Origin of the sequence: Magnetospirillum gryphiswaldense MSR-1 v2 (genome assembly GCF_000513295.1) — a bacterium.
In the GTDB taxonomy this organism is placed as follows: Bacteria; Pseudomonadota; Alphaproteobacteria; order Rhodospirillales; family Magnetospirillaceae; genus Magnetospirillum; species Magnetospirillum gryphiswaldense.
In genome coordinates this window covers 140,253-143,163 of record NC_023065.1, presented here as the reverse complement: position 1 = coordinate 143,163, position 2,911 = coordinate 140,253, and the positions used below count along the sequence as shown (strand labels likewise).

At 63.4% G+C, this 2,911-nt stretch carries 1 protein-coding gene; it reads right to left on the bottom strand.

The window, feature by feature from the left end:
* Positions 1-57 precede the first annotated feature (57 nt).
* On the bottom strand, positions 58-2,859 hold the full coding sequence (gene ppc / locus MGMSRV2_RS00750) for a phosphoenolpyruvate carboxylase (protein ID WP_024078407.1): 2,802 nt from the start codon (positions 2,857-2,859) through the stop codon (positions 58-60).
* Positions 2,860-2,911: the final 52 nt, after the last annotated feature.

Here is a 2,911-nt window from a genome sequence, read left to right as displayed (position 1 = left end):
TCAGACTTCGGGGGAAATTACACTGAGCGAAGCGAAGGACTTTTCCCCGGGGCATCATCACCCGGTATTGCGCATCCCCGCCGCCAGGGCGTTGATGGAGCGCAGCAACGGCAATTGCCAGCGCAGGCGTTCCGCTTGATCGCTTTCCGGCGCATCACGATAATGCCGCAACGCGATGATCTGGATGTGGTTGATGGGGTCCAGATAGGGGTTGCGCCGGGCCAGCGACATGGCCAGTTGCCGGTTGTCGCCCAGCAATTCGTCAGCCTCGAACACCTCCAGCATCTGGGTGTTGGACTCGTTGAACTCGGCCTGGATGCGGTCAAAAACGCTGCCCCCGGCCTCACCGCACAAATCCGCGTATTCACGGGCGATGGACATTTCCGACTTGGACAGCGACATGGCGCTATTGGACAACAGCGCGCGGAAGAACGGCCATTCACGCACCATGGCCCGCAAGGTTTGCAGCCGCTCGGCATCGTCGCCGCGCCAGCCCTTCAACGCACTGCCGATGCCATACCAGGCGGGGATGGTCTGACGCGATTGCGCCCAGGCGAACACCCAGGGAATGGCGCGCACCGAATATTTCGACCGATCGCCCTTGGACCGGTGCGACGGGCGCGAACCGATGTTCAACAGGCCGATTTCCGCCACCGGGGTGCCTTCATAGAAATAATCGATAAAGCCGGGGGTGCGATCGGTGAGGTCGCGATAGCTGGCCTCGCCGCGCTGGGCCAGATCGTCCATGATCTCGATGAAATCGGCACGGTCGGGGGTACAGGCGACGCTCATGCAGCGGCTGGCCTTGATCAGCCCCGACACCCCCATGGTCAGTTCATAGGTGGCGGTGTCGGCATTGGAATACTTGGCCGACAGCACCTCGCCCTGCTCGGTGAACTTGATATCGCCGTTCACCGTACCCGGCGGCTGCGCCAGGATAGCGTCATGGGTGGGACCACCGCCCCTGCCCACCGAACCGCCGCGGCCATGAAACACCCGGCAGGCGAGCCCTCGGGTTTCCGTGCTGCGGCTGATCAGGCGCTGGGCCTTGTACAGGCTCCAGCTCGACGCCAGGATGCCGCCGTCCTTGCACGAATCCGAATAGCCCAGCATCACTTCCTGGATATTGCCCGATTGCTTGAGCAGCGCCCGATAGGTGCCGACATCCAGCAATTGCTCCAAGGTCGGCTCGATCTTGGCCAGATCATCGATGGTCTCGAACAACGGCGCCACCCGGATGTCGCAATGCCACGACCCGTCCTGATGGCGTCCGCACAGGCCGGCGAAGCTGGCCAGAAACAGCACCTCCAGCACATGGCTGGCCTGATGGGTCATGGAAATCACATAGGCGCCGAAGGCGCGCGGGCTGATCTCGCGCCGCAGATCAGCCATGGTCCGCATCACCCGCAGGATTTCGCGGGTGCCGTCGGACAAATCCTGGGCATAGAGCAAAGGGGTGCCGGCATGGGACAGCAGATCGGCCAGCACGCCGACACGGGCGCTTTCGTTCAACTCGTTGTAATCGGGCAGATTGGGCGCCTTGGCGAACAATTCCGCCACCGCCTGGGTATGGCGCGACGATTCCTGCCGAATATCCAACTCGGCCAGGAAAAAGCCGAAGGTGCGGACCAGGGCGATCATGTCCTGCAACTCGGCGGCGGCGACATTGGAATCGCCGTGGCTGATCAGCGAATCGCTGATGGCCAGCAGATCGGCCAGCAGATCGTCTTCCGACCCATAGCCGGCGCCGCGTCCGGGGTCGCTGCCGCCGTCCAACAGCGTCTCGATACGGGCGATCTGGCGGCCCAGACGATAATGCATCAGATGCAGCTTGCGCCGGTAGGGCTCGAAGGCATAGCGCCCCGGCTTGGCGCCGAAGGCTTCGGCGACGATGTCCTCGTCGGCGGTCATGCGCGCCTCGAAGACCGGCGACGGCCTGACCAGCGAGGCGGAATGAGTCAACTGCACCTGCAATTCCTCGATGCGGCGGCGATAATGCTTCAGCACCTCGCGCGATTGCAGCCGCACCGCCATCTTGGTGACGTCGTGGGTGACGAAGGGATTGCCGTCGCGGTCACCGCCGATCCACGAGCCGAAGCGCAAAAAGGCCGGAACGCGGAAGGCCTTGGCCCCGCCCTCGTCGGCATAGACGTTATCGAGCGCGCGTTCCAGGTTGCGATAGACCCGGGGCACGGTGTCGAACAAAGTCTCGCGGAAATAGAACAGGCCGTTCTTGATCTCGTCTTCCACCACCGGCTTTTGGATGCGGACCTCGTCGGTCTTCCACAACACCTGGACCTGATTGAGGATCTGCTGATCCAGCGACCGGCGTTGATGCTCGGCCAGATTGGGGTCGTTGAGACGCCGGGCCAGCACGTAAAGCCGGCGCTGGGCTTCCAACACGGCGCGGCGCTTGGCCTCGGTCGGGTGGGCGGTGAACACCGGCTGAAAGCGTAGCGCGTCCAGCATCTGCTGCAATTGGCCGGCGCTCACCCCTTCGGCCTTCAATTGGCGCAAGGTGTCGTCGAACGAGCCGTACCACAGCCGCTCGCCGCTTTGCACGTGGCGGCGGCGCTGCTGGTTGGCGAAATCCTCCTCGGCGATATTGGCGAGGAGGAAATAGGTGGCAAAGGCGCGCACCACATGGGACAGGGTGTGCGGATCAAGCGCGCCGATCAGCCGCATCAACGCCCGGCGCTTGGCCGGGTCTTCGTGCTGGCGCAGGTCGATGAAACCCTTGCGCAGGGCTTCCACCGTCTCCAGAACCTGCGGGCGTTCCTGTTCGGCCAGGACTGTACCCAGGATATTGCCGAACAGCTTGACCCTGGCCCGCAAATTCTTGTCATCGACACGCTGCATGGCATTTCCCCGTCAGGTAACGCCATTCACTGTAGCCGCCGGGGGCGCGGGC